The organism is Pseudomonas sp. H1_D05, from assembly GCF_054682705.1.
In genome coordinates this window covers 172,030-188,547 of sequence record NZ_CP162825.1, presented here as the reverse complement: position 1 = coordinate 188,547, position 16,518 = coordinate 172,030, and the positions used below count along the sequence as shown (strand labels likewise).

Here is a 16,518-nt window from a genome sequence, read left to right as displayed (position 1 = left end):
AACGCCTGACTCAGCTCAGCTTATTGGCAAGCTTCGCAATCCGGCTCGTCAATCGCGCAAGCCTTTGGCACTGGCGCAGGACCGGCAGGAGCTGCCAGAACCGAATCGTCGCCGTGGTTGCCGCCGCTGGAAACAGCGTTCAGCTTGCCGGTGTTGATGGTCGACTTCTCGGTGCTGGTCGCGGCCAGGGCACGGAGGTAGTAAGTGGTTTTCAGACCACGGTACCAGGCCATGCGGTAGGTCACGTCGAGCTTCTTGCCCGATGCGCCGGCGATGTACAGGTTCAGCGATTGGGCCTGGTCGATCCACTTCTGACGACGGCTGGCCGCGTCAACGATCCACTTGGTGTCCACTTCGAACGCGGTTGCGTAGAGCTCTTTGAGTTCTTGCGGGATGCGCTCGATCTGCTGAACCGAACCGTCGTAGTACTTCAGGTCGTTGATCATGACCGAGTCCCACAGACCGCGAGCCTTGAGGTCGCGAACCAGGTACGGGTTGATCACGGTGAATTCGCCCGACAGGTTCGATTTCACATACAGGTTCTGGTAGGTCGGTTCGATCGACTGCGATACGCCGGTGATGTTGGCGATGGTCGCGGTCGGTGCGATGGCCATGATGTTGGAGTTACGAATGCCTTTCTGTACACGGGCGCGAACCGGTGCCCAGTCGAGGGTTTCGTTCAGGTCGACATCGATGTACTTCTGGCCACGGGCTTCGATCAGGATCTGTTGCGAATCCAGCGGCAGGATGCCTTTGGACCACAGCGAACCCTGGAACGTCTCGTACGCGCCACGCTCGTCAGCCAGGTCGCAGGACGCCTGGATCGCGTAGTAGCTGACCGCTTCCATCGACTTGTCGGCGAACTCGACGGCAGCGTCGGAACCGTAAGGGATGTGCTGCAGGTACAGCGCGTCCTGGAAGCCCATGATGCCCAGACCGACCGGACGGTGCTTGAAGTTGGAGTTCTTCGCTTGTGGCACCGAGTAGTAGTTGATGTCGATCACGTTATCGAGCATGCGTACAGCGGTGTTCACGGTACGTTCCAGCTTGGCGGTGTCCAGCTTGCCGTCAACGATGTGGTTCGGCAGGTTGATCGAGCCCAGGTTGCAAACGGCGATCTCGTCCTTGTTGGTGTTCAAGGTGATCTCGGTGCACAGGTTCGAGCTGTGAACCACGCCGACGTGCTGCTGCGGGCTGCGCAGGTTGCACGGGTCTTTGAAGGTCAGCCATGGGTGGCCGGTTTCAAACAGCATGGAGAGCATTTTGCGCCACAGGTCTTTGGCCTGGATGGTCTTGAACAGTTTGACCTTGCCTGGGTATTCGGTCAGCGCTTCGTAGTACTCGTAGCGCTCTTCGAAGGCTTTGCCGGTCAGGTCGTGCAGGTCCGGTACTTCGGATGGCGAGAACAGGGTCCACTTGCCGTCATCGAAGACACGCTTCATGAACAGGTCAGGGATCCAGTTGGCGGTGTTCATGTCGTGGGTACGACGACGATCATCACCGGTGTTCTTGCGCAGCTCGATGAACTCTTCGATGTCCATGTGCCAGGTTTCCAGGTAGGCACAGACAGCGCCTTTGCGCTTGCCACCCTGGTTAACGGCTACAGCGGTGTCGTTCACCACTTTGAGGAACGGCACAACGCCTTGCGACTTGCCGTTGGTGCCCTTGATGTACGAACCCAGAGCGCGAACAGGCGTCCAGTCGTTGCCCAGGCCGCCGGCGAATTTCGACAACATGGCGTTGTCGTGGATCGCGTGGTAGATGCCCGACAGGTCATCCGGCACGGTGGTCAGGTAGCAGCTCGACAGCTGTGGACGCAGGGTACCGGCGTTGAACAGGGTCGGGGTCGACGACATGTAGTCGAAGGACGACAGCAGGTTGTAGAACTCGATCGCACGGTCTTCTTTCTGCTTCTCTTCGATCGCCAGGCCCATGGCCACGCGCATGAAGAAGATCTGCGGCAGTTCGAAACGCACGCCATCCTTGTGGATGAAGTAACGGTCGTACAGGGTCTGCAGGCCCAGGTAGGTGAATTGCTGATCACGCTCGTGGTTGATCGCCTTGCCCAGTTTTTCCAGGTCGAAGGAAGCCAGCACAGGGTTCAGCAGTTCGAACTCGATACCTTTGGCGATGTAAGCCGGCAGTGCCTTGGCGTACAGGTCGGCCATTTCGTGGTGAGTGGCGCTTTCGGCCACACCGAGGAAACCCAGACCTTCGGCACGCAGGGTGTCCATCAGCAGGCGGGCAGTCACGAACGAGTAGTTCGGCTCACGCTCGACCAGGGTACGGGCGGTCATCACCAGGGCGGTGTTGACGTCGGTCAGGGCCACGCCGTCGTACAGGTTTTTCAGGGTTTCGCGCTGGATCAGGTCGCCGTCGACTTCTTCCAGACCTTCGCAGGCCTCGGTGACGATGGTGTTCAGGCGGCCCATGTCGAGCGGCGCCAGGCTGCCGTCGGTACGGGTGATGCGGATCGACGGGTGAGCGTTGACCGCTTCTTCGGCCGGCGCGTGGGCAGCGCGTTCTTTCGAACGACCGTCACGGTAGATCACGTAGTCGCGAGCGACTTTCTGCTCACCGGCACGCATCAGGGCCAGTTCGACCTGGTCCTGGATTTCTTCGATGTGGATGGTGCCACCCGACGGCATGCGACGCTTGAAGGTCGCGGTGACCTGTTCGGTCAGACGGGCAACGGTGTCATGGATTCGCGACGAAGCGGCAGCGGTGCCGCCTTCAACTGCGAGGAACGCTTTGGTGATAGCGACGGTGATCTTGTCATCGGTGTAAGGAACGACAGTGCCATTGCGCTTGATCACGCGCAGTTGACCAGGCGCGGTGGCTGCCAGATCCGAATTCGAATCAGCGGCCTGCGGCAAGGTGCCCTGCGGGTTCTCGCGAGTTGTGTCGGTTTGCATGGGGGGTGGTCTCCACATTCTCTATGTTTGTTTGGGCACCATCATGGTGCCCACCGTTCTGTCCAGAAGCACTACAGCCGACGGGCGTCGGGTATAACAACTTCGGGACAGTAGGAAAAAAGGCTGATGAAGCCGCATCCTTGCCGAAGTTTTTGGCTACGAGCCAGGGCTCGAGCCGGATTCCTTCCCGGGTGACAGTAATGACTGCAACACCCGTACCGTTCTCGCCGCTGCGAGCTAAAAAACGGTGCCATCCGCAAGTGCGGTTTGGGCTTTGAAAAACTTGCTTGGTTCAACCGGAAACAGGCAATAAATCGCTTGAGTTTCAGGTCTGAAATGTGGTTGGGCGTTTAAGCAGAAAACCCTATATGTAGGGTCTCTCCCTGCGCCGTGCTACAAGATAATGCGTTTTACGGGTGCTTGCAACGTACTAGCTGTGGATAAACCTGTGCGTAAATTGTGTAAGAAATCCGGAATTCGCGTGTAGGCCGCGAACCTGCTGAGCTAGACCGTCTGTCACTGTTTTTTCACCGGGAAAAACGCTTCAGCGGATTTTTAAGGGCGCGAACCCTATCACAAAAAACGGCCTTGTCCGAACGCATTTACCGACTTGTGTTCTGGCTGTACGCCGTTTATACAATCGGCCCATGCGCAGGCATTCTTATCCTCCTCAAACATGACAAAAGGTCGGGAGGATCTGAAGCTGTGGGAGCGAGCCTGCTCGCGAATGCGCTATGTCAGCTGACTCAGATGTTGGCTGATACGACGCCTTCGCGAGCAGGCTCGCTCCCACAGGGAATTGTGTTGAGGCAGACGTTCCTCCTTTATTAATAACAATAGAAAGCAGAGGTCAGCGGTGGAGCAACAAGCCTTTGAGGTATTGATCGTCGAGGATGACCAGCGGCTGGCCGAATTGACGCGCGACTACCTGCAAGCCAATGGACTGCGCGTGGATATCGAAGGCAACGGGGCGCTGGCGGCTGCGCGGATCATCCAGGAGCAGCCGGATCTGGTGATCCTTGATCTGATGCTGCCGGGCGAGGATGGCCTGAGCATCTGTCGCAAGGTGCGCAATCAGTATGACGGGCCGATTCTGATGCTCACCGCGCGCACCGACGATGCCGATCAGATCCACGGGCTCGATCTCGGTGCCGACGATTACGTGTGCAAACCGGTGCGCCCACGTCTGTTGCTGGCACGAATCCAGGCGTTGCTGCGCCGTAGCGACACACCTGAACCGCTCGCCGAAAAATCCCGCCGTCTGCAATTCGGCCCGCTGGTGGTCGATAACGCCTTGCGTGAAGCGTGGCTGAGCGACAGCGGCATCGAGCTGACCAGCGCCGAGTTCGATCTGCTCTGGCTGTTGGTGTCCAACGCCGGACGGATTCTGTCCCGCGAAGAAATCTTCACTGCACTGCGCGGCATCGGCTATGACGGTCAGGACCGTTCGATCGATGTGCGCATCTCGCGCATCCGCCCGAAAATCGGCGACGACCCCGACCATCCGCGCCTGATCAAGACCATTCGCAGCAAAGGTTATCTGTTCGTTCCTGAAGCCTGCGTAGACCTGCCGCTGTGAACTCGATCTTCCTGCGCATCTACGGCGGCATGTGCGCAGCGCTGATTCTGGTGGCGGTGCTCGGCGTGCTGGCGCTGAATCTGCTCAATCAGGTGCGCAGCGAGCAGTATCGCGAGCGGCTGGCCCACGGTACGTTCTCGCTGATGGCCGACAACCTGCAACCGATGAATGAAACCGAGCGCCATCGCGCGTTGCTGGTGTGGGAACGTTTGCTGGGGATCCCGCTGGCGCTCAAGAAGTTTGCCGAGACCGATCTCGATCTGACCCAGCGCACCCGCGTGCAACGGGGGCAGGCGTTGGTCGAGCAGACCGGTCCGCACGCGGCGAAGGTTTACCGGATGGTCAGCGACAAGGAACAGCTCGTACTGGTGGGTGAAGTTCAGCAGATCAGCGAGCAACTGGCCCGCGCAACCATTTACCTGCTGGCCGATGAACTGGTGCGCGTGCCGGTCGCCGAGCAACCCAAGCGCCTCGCACAGATAAAGGAAGAGAAGGGCTTCGGTTTCGATCTGCGCCTGGTCACGGTGAATGACGCCGACATGGACGAAGACCAGAGCCGCCGCGTGGCCGAAGGCGACACGGTGATGGCGCTGGGCAAGGGCGGCGATTCGATCCGCGTGTTTGCCGGCATGGTCGGCACGCCGTGGGTGCTGGAAATCGGACCGCTGTATCAGATGAACCCGTACCCGCCGGAATGGCTGGTGCTGATTGCGGCACTCGGCCTGAGCCTGATCGGCCTCATTGTTTATCTGTTGGTGCGCCAGCTCGAACGCCGTTTACGCGGCCTCGAAGCAGCGGCCACGCGGATTGCCAAGGGCAGCCTGGAAACCCGTGTGCCGGCGCGCGGTGCCGACTCGGTCGGGCGTCTGGCGGCGGCGTTCAACGGCATGGCCGAGCACTTGCAGCAGCTACTGGCAATCCAGCGCGAACTGGTGCGTGCGGTCTCTCATGAACTTCGCACGCCGGTGGCGCGTCTGCGTTTCGGTCTGGAAATGATCGGCTCGGCGACCACCCCGCAAGCGCTGGAGAAATACCGCGAAGGCATGGATCACGACATCGAAGACCTCGATAAGCTGGTCGATGAAATGCTCACCTATGCGCGACTGGAGCAGGGTTCGCCAGCGCTGACGTTCCAGCGCATCGATCTGGATGCGCTGGTCAATCAGGTGATTGAAGAGTTGGCGCCGTTACGCGCCGAGGTCACCGTGCAGCGGGGATTGTGCCTGTCTGCCGCCGATAACGATGATGCCTGGGTCGAAGCCGAGCCGCGTTATCTGCATCGGGCGCTACAGAACCTGGTGAGCAACGCCATGCGCCATGCACGCTCGAAGGTGACGGTCAGTTATCAGGTCGGGCAATTGCGCTGTCGCGTGGATGTCGAGGATGACGGGCCGGGCGTGCCGGAAGTGGCGTGGGAGCGGATTTTCACGCCGTTTCTACGCCTGGATGACAGCCGTACGCGAGCGTCGGGCGGGCATGGCCTGGGCTTGTCGATTGTGCGACGGATCATTCACTGGCATGACGGCCGGGCGATCATTGGCAAGAGCAAGAGTCTGGGTGGGGCTTGCTTTAGCCTGAGTTGGCCGCGCAATCAGGAACGCCGGTAATTCTTGTGGTGGCCGCGATGCCGCCTTCGCGAGCAAGCTCGCTCCCACATTTGAAATGCGGTTTCCTGTGGGAGCGAGCTTGCTCGCGAAGAGGCCCTTGCAGGCACCGAAAGATTTCAGGCCTTGATGCTGACCAGACTCAACAACTGCCCATCCTGCACCCCGAACTGCGCCTCCAGTTCAGTACCGTTGCGCCATTCAGCGGACAAGTCTGTCAACAAGCGCAAATGCACCTGACCCGCCTCCGTCCATTCCAGCACTTCTGCATGCTCGAAATAAAAGCGCTTCTGCACAATCGGGTACAGCGCTTTGAACAGACTTTCCTTCACCGAAAACGTCAGCGTCACCCACAGCGCCAACTGATCCCGCGAGGCGGCCGTCATGCGCTGCATTTCAGGTGGCGTCAGAATCTCCCCAGCCAAGCGCTCGGCCCGTTCGGTGTCGAGCAGATTTTCCAGATCCATGCCCAAACCGCGCCAGTGCCTTTTGTTGGCGACAATCGCTGCCGCGCGTCCGGTGCTGTGCGTGATCGAGCCGCAGATATGCGCGGGCCATATCGGCGCGCGGTCTTCACCAATCGCTGGCACAACGCTGCTGCCTTCCAGTTGCTGCAACGCTGCACGGGCGCAAATCCGCCCGGCGAGGAATTCCGCCTGACGTTTGGCCACCGAGCGCTGAATGCTTGGCGGCGGCTCGATGGCGCTACGGCGAAAGTCATCGCCAAGCAATTGAGCCGGATCGAAGTGAGTGCTGAGCAGCACGGTATCAGGCAGCACCGTCGGCAACGGCCAGTGGCTGTCGAGCGCGGTGCAGCAGGCGGGGAGGGTGGGGGTGAGATTCATGGCGGGCATTTTGCCGGTTAGTCGAGACAAGGTCGAGATTGGCGGTGAAGCTTTCGCGAGCAGGCTCGCTCCCACAGGGGATCTTCTGGGCGGCATAGATCCGGTGTGGGAGCGAGCCTGCTCGCGAAGGCCGCACCGCGGTGTCGCTGATCAGCTAAAGATGTTCTGCAAGAACGCTTTCATGTCCGCCCAGGATTTTTCGTCCGCTGCCTTGTTGTACCCGATGTCCGGGCCACCGTGCTCGCCATGGCTCAGGCGATCGGCATCCGGATTGGTAAAACCGTGCTTGGCGCCGTCGAGGCTGACGAACTTGTAGTCAGCGCCAGCCTTGTCCATTTCCGCCTTGAACGCCGTGACATTGTCTGGAGTGACCATGCTGTCCAGCGCACCGTGTTCGACCAGAATCTTCGCCTTCACACTGCCGGGTGTCGCCGGGGTCTTGGTCGCCAGCGCACCGTGGAAACTCACCACCCCTGCCAGCGGCTCTCCTTGTCGTGCGGCGTTGAGCACCACGCCGCCGCCGAAGCAGTAACCGATGGCGGCGATTTTGTTGACGTCGGTCTGCGGCTGCTTCTTCAGCAAATTCAGCCCGGCCTCAAAGCGCTTGCTGGAAGCCGCCGCATCCTGAGTCGCCGCCTGCATGAACGCCATCGCGTCTTTCGGGTGCTCGGTGTTCTTGCCTTCGCCGTACATGTCGATCGCCAACGCGCTGTAGCCAAGTGCGGCGAGATCGCGTGCGCGGCGTTTGGCGTAATCGTTCAGGCCCCACCATTCGTGCACCACGACGACACCCGGGCGTTTGCCTTTGATGGCGTCGTCGTAGGCGTAGTAGCCGATCAGTTTCGTGCCGTCGGCGCTCTGATAGGGAATTTCTTCAGTCTTGATCGCAGCGTGAGTGAGGCTGCTGACAGCCAGCAAAGTAAGGGCGAGGAACAGGCGCATGGTCGGGTCTCCTGACAATAAAGGGTCAAAACAGCCTAGTTCATTTGGTTCAGGTCAGGTTCAGAGACGGTTCAGGGGCGGTACAGGGGGCGGTCAGTAACCTTGCGCCATACCCAAACAGCACTGTGAAAGAGGAAATACCCATGACTTTTAACAAACTGTTGCTGGCATTGACCGTAATGAGCGCCAGTATCGCGGCCCAGGCTGACACCACTTCGAACTTCGCCGGCCTGTCCTTTGGCCAGACCAGCGACAAGATTGACAAGTCCCACGCACTGAACAACAACCTCGACCACCCGAACGCCACCGGCGCCATCGACGGTAACAACACCTACGGCGTACGCCTCGGTCAGCAAAACAGCCAGGGTCGCTACTACGCCACCTACGACAACGTGTCGGGCTCGCACAATGGCATTAAACTGCGTCAGGAAAACCTGCTGGGCAGCTACGATCTGTTCTACCCGGTAGGCGGCAGCACCCAGTTGTTCGGTGGCGCGACGGCGGGTTTGACCAAGCTGACTCAGGAATCGCCAGGCTTTAGCCGCGACAGTGATATCGGTTACGCCGTCGGCGGTCAGCTCGGTGTGTTGCAACAAGTATCGCAAAACACTTCGGTCGAACTCGGTTACCGTTACCTGCGCAGCAATGCCAGCACCGAGATGAGCGAACGCGGTGGCAGCAAGCAAGGTTCGCTGGATTTGACCAGCAGCGCGCAGACTTACCTGTCGGCTAACTACAATTTCTAAGGAGTTGCCAGCAGGTTCAATGTGGGAGCGAGCCTGCTCGCGAAGGCGGTGAATCAGTCGATCAATTTATCGACTGACACACAGCCTTCGCGAGCAGGCTCGCTCCCACAGGTGTGTGACTGGAGATTCTGATTTATCCGGGAGAGTGTTATGAAACTGTTGGTCGTCGAAGATGAAGCGCTGTTGCGCCATCACCTGCAAACCCGCCTGACAGAAAGTGGTCACGTGGTCGAGTCCGTGGCCAATGCCGAAGAGGCGCTGTACCAGACCGGACAGTTCAACTTCGACCTGGCGGTGATCGATCTCGGCCTGCCGGGCATGGGCGGTCTTGACCTGATTCGCCAATTGCGCGCGGCGGGCAAGACCTTCCCGATCCTGATCCTCACCGCGCGTGGCAACTGGCAGGACAAGGTCGAAGGCCTCGCCGCCGGCGCCGACGATTATGTGGTCAAGCCGTTCCAGTTCGAAGAACTCGACGCGCGCCTGAACGCCTTGCTGCGCCGCTCCAGCGGGTTCACCCAGTCGACCATCGTCGCCGGGCCGCTGCTGCTCGACCTCAATCGCAAACAGGCGAGCCTCGACGAGCAACCGCTGGCGCTGACCGCCTACGAGTACCGCATCCTCGAGTACCTCATGCGCCACCATCAACAAGTGGTGCCCAAGGATCGCTTGATGGAGCAGCTCTACCCGGACGACGACGAGCGCGATCCGAATGTCATCGAAGTGCTGGTCGGTCGTCTGCGGCGCAAACTCGAAGGCCCGGCCGGGTTCAAGCCGATCGACACTGTGCGCGGCCTCGGCTACCTGTTCAATGAGCGCTGCACTTGATTCGTTCCCTTCGCGTTCGCTTGATGCTCGCCGCCACCACGTTGGCGGTGTTGTTCATGCTTGCCTTGCTGCCGGCGATGCAAGGCGCGTTCAGCCTCGCCTTGCAGGATTCCATTGAGCAGCGGCTGGCTTCGGATGTCACCACGCTGATCTCGGCCGCGCGTATTGAAAACGGTCGGCTGGTGATGCCGACGCAACTGCCGGATGAGCGCTTCAATCTCACCGACTTCCGTTTGCTCGGCTACATCTACGACCGCGAAGGGCATCTGGTGTGGCGCTCGAAAGCCACCCAGGAAGAGCAGATCAACTACAAACCGCGTTACGACGGTCTCGGTAACGAGTTCGCGCGGATTCGTGAAACCAACGGCCAGGAATTCTTCGTCTACGACGTTGAAGTGAAATTGCTCGGCGGCAAAAGCGCGGCGTTCAGCATCGTCGCCCTGCAACCGGTGCGCGAGTACGAAACCACCCTTGAAGGCCTGCGTGAAAATCTTTATCTGGGCTTCGGCGCTGCGTTACTCGTGTTGCTGGCGCTGTTGTGGATCGGCCTGACCTGGGGCCTCAAAGCCTTGCGCCGGCTCAGTCAGGAACTCGACGAAATCGAAGGCGGCACCCGTGAAAGCCTCACCGAGCAACATCCACGCGAACTGCTGCGCCTGACCGGCTCGCTCAACCGTTTGCTGCACAGCGAGCGCCAGCAGCGCAGTCGTTACCGCGATTCCCTCGATGACTTGGCGCACAGCCTGAAAACCCCGTTGGCGGTGTTGCAAGGGGTTAGCGAGGACATGGCTCAACGTCCCGAAGAGCGCGATCAGGCCTGGGTGCTGCAAAGCCAGATCGAACGCATGAGCCAGCAAATCAGCTACCAACTGCAACGGGCGAGTTTGCGCAAAAGCGGACTGGTGCGGCACCAGGTGCGCCTGCAACCGGTGCTCAAAAGCCTCTGCGACACGCTGGACAAGGTTTACCGCGATAAGCACGTGCGGGTGGCGTTTGATTTACCCGAGCATTGCTATGTGCCGATCGAGCAGGGTGCCTTGCTGGAGATGATGGGCAACTTGCTGGAAAACGCTTATCGCCTGTGTCTGGGCGAGGTGCGCATCAGCGTGCGCGAGACCCTCGCCGGAATCGAACTGTGCGTCGAAGATGACGGCCCGGGCGTGCCGCCGGATCAGCGTGCGCGGATTCTCGAGCGTGGCGAGCGGCTGGATGCCCAGCATCCGGGGCAGGGGATCGGGTTGGCGGTGGTCAAGGACATTATTGAAAGCTACAACGCCAAACTCGCGCTGGGCGATTCGCCGATGGGCGGGGCGGCGTTCAGGATTCATTTTCCGGCGGTGTGATTGCGAGAGCCCTCACCCCAGCCCTCCCGAAACGTCGGACCGCCCAGAGGGAGAGGAGGCCGACCGAGGTGTCTAGCGTTATACATCGACCTGAAATAGCCAGTCGATTATGAATTCAAACGCGAAGTTTCAGGCAGGCGTACTTCTTGAGCATCCCCCAATCAGTCCCCTCTCCCTCCGGGCGGTCCGACGTTTCGGGAGGGTTAGGGTGAGGGGCTTTTGATTTTTGTGCCTCACTGCTCCTGCGCCCGATAAGCCCCCGGCGTCAGCCCGGTCCACTTCTTGAACGCCCGATGAAACGCCGACGGTTCGGAAAACCCCAACTGCTCGGCAATCTGCTGCAACGACAGATCCGCACGGCCCAAATGATAAATGGCGATATCCCGCCGCAACTGATCCTTCAACTCCTGAAAACTGCTGCCTTCCTCGCGCAAGTGCCGGCGTAGCGTCTGCGGGCTGATGTGCAGATGCGCCGCCACTGCCTCAAGATCCGGCCAGCGTGCCGTGTCGCGACTGAGCAAACGGCGCAGACGGCTACTCAGGCTGTCGCCGTCGTCCGGGCGTGAGAGCAGGTCGGCGGGGGAGCGTTCGAGAAAATGTTTGAGCGTGCGTTCGTCCTGCAACAGCGGCATAGACAGATAGCGGCTGTGGAATAAAAGGCTGCTTTGCTCGGTGCCGAAAGTCAGCGGGCAGGGGAACAACAAGTCATATTCAGCGCCGTGTTCGGGCCGGGGATAGCTGAAAGTCGCCTGTTCGAGGCGAATCCGCTGGCCAATCAGCCAACTGCCCAGACGATGCCAGATCACCAGCAAACTCTCGGTGAGAAAGTGATCCGGGTCCCACATTTGCGAATCATCGAGGTTCAAACGCACCCATTCGTCTTCGCGCGTCAGGCTCAGGCGCGGGGCTTCGGGGAATAGGCTATAAAACAATAAACCCCGTTGCAGCGCTTTCTCCAGATTGCGGCAGTGGATCGAGGCGTGGCACATCATGGCGAAACTGCCGGGTTTGCTCGGGGCGTTGCCGAAACCCAGGTATTCGTCATCCAGCGCCAGCCACAGGCCCTGAATCAACCGGGTGAATTGTTCCGGAGCGATGCGTGCGCGCGGCTCGTCGAGCAGTTCCGGGCTGATGCCCAGTTGCAGCAGCAGGCCCGAGTAATCGAACCCCTGGCGGCGCGCGCCGCCGAGGGCGGCACGGGCGAAATGGCTGGCGATGGTGCGTTCGCGCATAAGCGGCAGATCCTTTCTCAGGCGCCGGATGGTAGCCGGCGGCTGGGCGCGCCTACAAGGCGGATTTCCGCCAAATTGTAGGACGAGAAGCGGCGAGTTGGCGGAAATCCGCCACACTTGAGTAACGGGACGGTGACATCCATGCACCTGTAATACCTGATATCAAAAGGCTTGCAGGCAATTGCACCAAAGTGGCACGAGGTTTGCGATAACAGCGACAGAAGCGTGCATCTATCCCGCCCGGAGAGGCGCCGCTCGAACAACAAATCCCTCCAGTGCAGGAGGGTTCGCAATTCAGGTTTCGCGGCCAACAGATGGATGTTGCCACGCGGGACGCTTGAGGACACTTGCAATGACGACTCGTCAGCCACTGTACAAATCCCTGTATTTCCAGGTGATCATCGCAATCATCATCGGTATTGCGCTCGGTCACTACTACCCGCAGTTCGGTGTCGCGGTAAAGCCGCTGGGTGACGGGTTCATCAAGCTGATCAAAATGATCATCGCCCCGATCATCTTCTGCACCGTGGTCAGCGGTATCGCTGGCATGCAGAACATGAAATCGGTCGGCAAGACCGGCGGTTACGCACTCCTGTACTTCGAAATCGTTTCGACCATCGCTTTGCTGGTTGGTCTGGTCGTGGTCAACGTGGTGCAACCGGGCGCCGGCATGCACATTGACGTCGCCACCCTCGACGCTTCGAAAGTCGCCACCTACGTAGCCCAAGGTGCTGACCAAAGCGTTGTCGGTTTCCTGCTCAACGTGATCCCGACCACCATCGTCGGCGCGTTTGCCACCGGTGACATTCTGCAAGTGCTGATGTTCTCGGTGATCTTCGGTTTCGCCCTGCATCGCCTGGGTGCCTACGGCAAGCCGATCCTCGACTTCATCGATCGCTTCGCCCACGTGATGTTCAACATCATCAACATGATCATGAAGCTTGCGCCGATTGGTGCCTTCGGTGCGATGGCCTTCACCATCGGTGCCTACGGTGTCGGCTCGCTGGTGCAGCTGGGTCAACTGATGATCTGCTTCTACATCACCTGCCTGGCGTTCATCCTCATCGTCCTCGGCGGTATCGCCCGCATGCACGGTTTCAGCGTGCTGAAGATGATTCGTTACATCCGTGAAGAGCTGCTGATCGTCCTCGGCACTTCCTCGTCGGAATCGGTACTGCCACGCATGCTGATCAAGATGGAGCGTCTGGGCGCGAAGAAATCGGTAGTGGGTCTGGTGATCCCGACCGGTTACTCGTTCAACCTCGACGGCACCGCGATCTACCTGACCATGGCTGCCGTGTTCATTGCCCAGGCCACCGACACGCACATGGACATCACCCATCAGATCACCCTGCTGGTGGTGTTGCTGCTGTCCTCCAAAGGTGCGGCTGGCGTGACCGGTTCGGGCTTCATCGTGCTGGCTGCCACCCTGTCGGCGGTCGGTCACCTGCCGGTAGCCGGTCTGGCGCTGATCCTCGGTATCGACCGCTTCATGTCCGAAGCTCGCGCATTGACCAACCTGGTGGGTAACGCTGTTGCGACCATCGTGGTTGCCAAGTGGGTGAAAGAGCTGGACACCGACACGCTGCAAACCGAGTTGGCCTCGGGCGGTCGTGGTATCGCTGATACCCGTCCTGAAGATGACCTGGGTGTGGCTGAAGGCCCAACCCCAAGCAATGTGAAATAAGCACTGCTTGCCTGGAAAAACCCGCTTCGGCGGGTTTTTTCTTGCCTGCTGTTTGAGCGTAACGGTCACACCCGCTGACATTTGCGGTGATTGCCGTACACGGCATCGCTGCCTAGGCTGAGTGCATCGCCCAAGGAGTTCACCCATGTCCGCACCGCTGGCCTCACTGAAGATTCTCGATTTCTCGACATTGCTGCCGGGGCCGTTCGCCTCGCTGTTGCTGGCGGACATGGGCGCTGAAGTGCTGCGCATCGAGTCGCCGACGCGCCTGGATCTGCTGCGGGTATTGCCGCCGCATGATGGCGGAGTATCGGCCAGTCACGCCTACCTCAATCGCAACAAGCGCAGCCTGGCCCTGGATCTGAAACAACCCGAGGCGCTGGAAGTGATCAAGCAGCTGCTGAGCGATTACGACATCGTCCTCGAGCAGTTTCGCCCCGGTGTGATGGAGCGCCTGGGCCTGGGTTATGAGGCGCTGAAGGCGATCAACCCGAAGCTGATTTACGTGTCGATCACCGGTTACGGCCAGACCGGGCCGTACAAGGATCGCGCCGGGCATGACATTAACTACCTGGCGCTGGCCGGCCTTGCCAGTTACACCGGCCGTGCCGATAGCGGGCCGTTGCCGCTGGGCATGCAAGTGGCGGACGTGGCGGGTGGTTCGCTGCACGGGGTGATCGGCTTGCTCGCGGCAGTGATTGCCCGTCAGCAATCGGGGCAGGGCACGCACCTGGATGTGAGCATGACTGACTGCGCGTTCAGCCTGAATGCCATGGCCGGTGCCGGCTATCTGGCTTGCGGCGAAGAGCCAGAGTGGGAAGAGCAGATGCTCAACGGCGGCAGCTTCTACGATTATTACCGTTCTCGCGATGGACGCTGGATGTCGGTGGGCAGTCTGGAACCGGGGTTCATGCAGCAATTGTGTGCGGCGCTGGGGCGGTCGGAGTTGGCCGCGCAGGGCCTGTCGCCCAAGCCTGAACAGCAGCGGGCGTTGAAATACGCGCTGACGGTCGAGTTCGAAAAACATGACTTTGCCGAGCTGTGCGAGATGTTTGCCGGGATCGATGCGTGCGTCGAGCCGGTGTTGAGTCTGGGTGAGGCGGTGCGCCACCCACAATTGCAGGCGCGGAAACTGGTGACGCAGGTGCCGCGTGGGGATGGCTCGACGCAGGCGCAGATGGCCTGCCCGTTGAAATTTTCCGAGGCGTTGCCGGCGCCGCGGCATGTTGGCGCGGCGTTGGGGCAGCATACGGATCAGGTGTTGGGCGAGTTGGGGTTTAGTGCTGAGCGGATTGCCGAATTTCGTTCATCCAAAGTGATTCTTTAGTGCCTGTACCGACCCTTTCGCGAGCAAGCTCGCTCCCACAGGAGAATGCATTCCACGGTGGGAGCGAGCTTGCTCGCGAAGAGGCCAGAACAGGCAATAAAAAACTGACTATTCGACGCGCATCTCACCACTGAACACCAACGTGTTCCGGCATCGGCGACACAGGTAACGCCGCCCCTGCCGCACCAGACTATGGCGCTGCGCCGAGAACGGGAAATCGCTTTCTGCGCACGGGCATTTGTAGATATAGCGGGTCACGCTGCGGCGCTTGATTGCATAGGTGTGGCAGCGATCCGGCGGCAGTTCGTAAACACCGCGCATGATCAGTTGCCATTCCTCGCCATGCGGCTGGATACGCTCGCCAAACAACTGATGGGCGATCAGGTGCGCGACTTCGTGGGCCACGGTCTGCTTGAGGAAATGTTCGGTGTTTTCCCGGTACAGCTGAGGATTGAAGCGCAGCAGGTTCTCGTGCAGATGCGCGACACCGGCTTTTTGCCCGCGCAGCTTGAGGCTGACGACAGGGCGTGGGAAAGAGCGTTTGAAAAAGGATTCAGCGAGTTGGTAACAGTCTTCGACGCGGGTATTGAGTTGCTCGGGCATGCTTGATGGATCTCCAGAGGCGTCGAGTATGCCGCAACCCTGTGCACTTGCGAATCGCCAAGCTGCCGAATGGTCATCGCGCAAACGACAAGGCCGCCTTGCGGCGGCCTCTGATTGGCTTATCGAGTCAGTTGGTATAGACGGGCCCCACGCCCAGCCCCCAGACGATCACGGTAAACGCCATGATGGCGACCAGCACCACCAGACCCACCGCCAGCACCGAGCTCGAGAACAGAAAACCTTCGTCCGACGGAATGTTCATGAACGTCGGCAGCCCCACATACAACAGATACACCGTGTAGCAGATGGCCGCCGTGCCGACGATCATCCCCAGCCACATATGCGGATACAGCGCCGCCAGGCCGCCGACAAACAACGGTGTTGCGGTGTAAGTGGCAAACGCCACGCAACGGGCCAGGCTCGGATTGGCGTCATAGGTGCGGGCCATCCAGTGCACAAAAGCACCCATGACCGCGACCCCACCGAGCATGGCCAGATACGACATGACCGTCATCCAGATCGCGCTTTCGACGGTGAGCATCACCGGCGCGCGGTTGCCGATCACCCAGCCGACTTGTGTAGTACCGATAAACGCCGAGACAGCGGGGATCGCCGCCAGAATCAGCGTGTGAGTGAGGTACATGTGGCTGATGCTTTCCTCTTGGTCGCCACGGATTTCCTTCCATTCCTGATCGGGGTGGGTAAAAAGTCCCACTACGTGATGGATCATGCCAGTCACTCCTCTTGTTATTGCCATCGCCCCCCAACGGAGCGCCTACGGGCCAAGGTGGCCGAGCAAATTCAGGTCTTCAGATGTGTGCGACCTTATGTCGCAGTATAGAAAGGTCTTACCCGCACAGGTATTAG

At 59.9% G+C, this 16,518-nt stretch carries 13 protein-coding genes; 7 read left to right on the top strand and 6 right to left on the bottom strand.

The window, feature by feature from the left end; all coding sequences use genetic code 11:
- Positions 1-20: 20 nt before the first annotated feature.
- Positions 21-2,915, bottom strand: a complete 2,895-nt coding sequence (locus tag AB4O11_RS00925) for a ribonucleoside-diphosphate reductase subunit alpha (RefSeq protein WP_093442118.1) — start codon at positions 2,913-2,915, stop codon at positions 21-23.
- A gap of 856 nt (positions 2,916-3,771) precedes the next feature.
- Between AB4O11_RS00925 and AB4O11_RS00920 the strand changes: the two genes are divergently transcribed.
- Both AB4O11_RS00920 and AB4O11_RS00915 read left to right on the top strand, forming a co-directional pair.
- Positions 3,772-4,494, top strand: a complete 723-nt coding sequence (locus tag AB4O11_RS00920) for a response regulator (protein WP_093442121.1) — start codon at positions 3,772-3,774, stop codon at positions 4,492-4,494.
- Entirely contained in the window at positions 4,491-6,101 is a 1,611-nt protein-coding gene (locus AB4O11_RS00915) for an ATP-binding protein (protein ID WP_460129843.1), read from the top strand. The genes AB4O11_RS00920 and AB4O11_RS00915 overlap by 4 nt, the downstream gene beginning before the upstream one ends.
- Before the next feature lie 116 nt (positions 6,102-6,217).
- Here the strand turns inward: AB4O11_RS00915 and AB4O11_RS00910 are convergent, their stop codons facing one another.
- Both AB4O11_RS00910 and AB4O11_RS00905 read right to left on the bottom strand, forming a co-directional pair.
- A complete protein-coding gene (locus AB4O11_RS00910) occupies positions 6,218-6,943 on the bottom strand; it encodes a 4'-phosphopantetheinyl transferase family protein (protein ID WP_460129841.1) in 726 nt (241 codons plus the stop codon).
- Between the two features lie 150 nt (positions 6,944-7,093).
- A complete protein-coding gene (locus AB4O11_RS00905; protein WP_460129839.1) occupies positions 7,094-7,885 on the bottom strand; it encodes a dienelactone hydrolase family protein in 792 nt (263 codons plus the stop codon).
- Between the two features lie 143 nt (positions 7,886-8,028).
- Between AB4O11_RS00905 and AB4O11_RS00900 the strand changes: the two genes are divergently transcribed.
- The 3 genes from AB4O11_RS00900 to AB4O11_RS00890 all read left to right on the top strand — a co-directional run bounded on the left by AB4O11_RS00900 (position 8,029) and on the right by AB4O11_RS00890 (position 10,802).
- On the top strand, positions 8,029-8,631 hold the full coding sequence (locus AB4O11_RS00900; RefSeq protein ID WP_093442140.1) for a porin family protein: 603 nt from the start codon (positions 8,029-8,031) through the stop codon (positions 8,629-8,631).
- Between the two features lie 150 nt (positions 8,632-8,781).
- Positions 8,782-9,459: a response regulator transcription factor gene (locus AB4O11_RS00895; protein ID WP_093442145.1), complete on the top strand. Its 678-nt coding sequence runs from the start codon at positions 8,782-8,784 to the stop codon at positions 9,457-9,459.
- Complete coding sequence (locus tag AB4O11_RS00890; RefSeq protein WP_095051103.1) at positions 9,456-10,802, top strand: ATP-binding protein; 1,347 nt, start codon at positions 9,456-9,458, stop codon at positions 10,800-10,802. The genes AB4O11_RS00895 and AB4O11_RS00890 overlap by 4 nt, the downstream gene beginning before the upstream one ends.
- A 233-nt stretch (positions 10,803-11,035) precedes the next feature.
- Here AB4O11_RS00890 and AB4O11_RS00885 read toward each other — a convergent pair whose 3' ends face one another.
- Entirely contained in the window at positions 11,036-12,034 is a 999-nt protein-coding gene (locus tag AB4O11_RS00885) for an AraC family transcriptional regulator (RefSeq protein ID WP_460129837.1), read from the bottom strand.
- A 352-nt stretch (positions 12,035-12,386) separates the two neighbouring features.
- Here AB4O11_RS00885 and AB4O11_RS00880 point away from each other — a divergent pair, with 352 nt between their 5' ends.
- Positions 12,387-13,721: a dicarboxylate/amino acid:cation symporter gene (locus AB4O11_RS00880; protein ID WP_016987435.1), complete on the top strand. Its 1,335-nt coding sequence runs from the start codon at positions 12,387-12,389 to the stop codon at positions 13,719-13,721.
- A gap of 145 nt (positions 13,722-13,866) precedes the next feature.
- The gene (locus AB4O11_RS00875; protein ID WP_460129835.1) at positions 13,867-15,048 is read left to right on the top strand and encodes a CaiB/BaiF CoA transferase family protein; all 1,182 of its coding nucleotides are present in this window, start codon (positions 13,867-13,869) and stop codon (positions 15,046-15,048) included.
- 108 nt (positions 15,049-15,156) lie between these two features.
- On the opposite strand, the gene AB4O11_RS00870 is transcribed toward AB4O11_RS00875, so the two are convergent.
- Both AB4O11_RS00870 and AB4O11_RS00865 read right to left on the bottom strand, forming a co-directional pair.
- Positions 15,157-15,651, bottom strand: coding sequence for a SprT family zinc-dependent metalloprotease (locus AB4O11_RS00870; protein WP_093442163.1), 495 nt, complete (start codon positions 15,649-15,651; stop codon positions 15,157-15,159).
- Positions 15,652-15,778: 127 nt separating this feature from the next.
- Complete coding sequence (locus tag AB4O11_RS00865; RefSeq protein ID WP_007917515.1) at positions 15,779-16,381, bottom strand: Yip1 family protein; 603 nt, start codon at positions 16,379-16,381, stop codon at positions 15,779-15,781.
- Positions 16,382-16,518: the final 137 nt, after the last annotated feature.

What these genes read in the sequence shown, in the direction of transcription:
- AB4O11_RS00925 (WP_093442118.1), bottom strand. Translation starts at nt 2,915, where the DNA reads ATGCAAACCGACACAACTCGCGAGAACCCGCAGGGCACCTTGCCGCAG.
- AB4O11_RS00910 (WP_460129841.1), bottom strand. Translation starts at nt 6,943, where the DNA reads ATGAATCTCACCCCCACCCTCCCCGCCTGCTGCACCGCGCTCGACAGC.
- AB4O11_RS00905 (WP_460129839.1), bottom strand. Translation starts at nt 7,885, where the DNA reads ATGCGCCTGTTCCTCGCCCTTACTTTGCTGGCTGTCAGCAGCCTCACT.
- AB4O11_RS00900 (WP_093442140.1), top strand. Translation starts at nt 8,029, where the DNA reads ATGACTTTTAACAAACTGTTGCTGGCATTGACCGTAATGAGCGCCAGT.
- AB4O11_RS00895 (WP_093442145.1), top strand. Translation starts at nt 8,782, where the DNA reads ATGAAACTGTTGGTCGTCGAAGATGAAGCGCTGTTGCGCCATCACCTG.
- AB4O11_RS00885 (WP_460129837.1), bottom strand. Translation starts at nt 12,034, where the DNA reads ATGCGCGAACGCACCATCGCCAGCCATTTCGCCCGTGCCGCCCTCGGC.
- AB4O11_RS00880 (WP_016987435.1), top strand. Translation starts at nt 12,387, where the DNA reads ATGACGACTCGTCAGCCACTGTACAAATCCCTGTATTTCCAGGTGATC.
- AB4O11_RS00875 (WP_460129835.1), top strand. Translation starts at nt 13,867, where the DNA reads ATGTCCGCACCGCTGGCCTCACTGAAGATTCTCGATTTCTCGACATTG.
- AB4O11_RS00870 (WP_093442163.1), bottom strand. Translation starts at nt 15,651, where the DNA reads ATGCCCGAGCAACTCAATACCCGCGTCGAAGACTGTTACCAACTCGCT.
- AB4O11_RS00865 (WP_007917515.1), bottom strand. Translation starts at nt 16,381, where the DNA reads ATGATCCATCACGTAGTGGGACTTTTTACCCACCCCGATCAGGAATGG.